This is a genomic window from Geobacillus sp. G4 (genome assembly GCF_040327975.1).
Taxonomy (GTDB): Bacteria; Bacillota; Bacilli; order Bacillales; family Anoxybacillaceae; genus Geobacillus; species Geobacillus thermoleovorans.
Map to the genome: position 1 here is coordinate 1 of NZ_JBEPJY010000144.1, position 237 is coordinate 237.

Annotated in this window: 1 pseudogene; it reads left to right on the forward strand. The window is 55.3% G+C overall.

The features are described 5' to 3' along the window. A pseudogene (locus tag ABS784_RS17285) lies at positions 1–237 on the forward strand (IS701 family transposase); the annotation flags it as partial.

A 237-nucleotide genomic window follows, 5' to 3' on the forward strand; every position in this document is an offset into this window, starting at 1 on the left:
GCACGCCATTCAAGGGTGCGACTGGCACTACTCGCATAAAGATCATCAATCGGTCTGGGGGCATTCGCTCGTTTGGCTGATGGTGCACACCTTCACGCAGGCGTTCCCATTTGCGTTCCGCCTGTATGACAAGAAAGCGGGAAAAAGCAAGATCGACCTGGCGATCGAGATGCTTTCCTCGCTCAAGGTGAAGCGGGCTCAGCCGGTGTATGTGCTCATGGATTCGTGGTATCCGTC